This window comes from Rhizobium sp. SVR5-9E (genome assembly GCF_056755095.1).
Genome location: NZ_JBNDHS010000811.1, coordinates 1 through 232, shown reverse-complemented (window position 1 = coordinate 232; position 232 = coordinate 1). Strand labels below are relative to the sequence as shown.

At 60.8% G+C, this 232-nt stretch carries 1 pseudogene; it reads left to right on the top strand.

What is annotated here, in order from left to right:
- Positions 1-232: pseudogene (locus tag ACPYOJ_RS37090) on the top strand (glucoamylase family protein); the annotation flags it as partial.

Below are 232 nucleotides of genomic sequence, written 5' to 3'. Positions count from 1 at the left end.
ATCGCCGCCCTCGGCTTTGCACTTTCAAGCTATCTTGTTGCCGTCGAACGCGGATGGATACGGCGGGCCGAGGCCGCAGACAGTACGCTTGCGACACTCCGCTTCTTTGCCGAAAGCCGTCAGGGGCGCGAACGCCGCGCGACGGGGTATCGCGGCTTCTATTATCATTTTCTGCACATGGACACCTGCCATCGTGCATGGAACAGCGAGCTCTCGACGATCGACACCACCC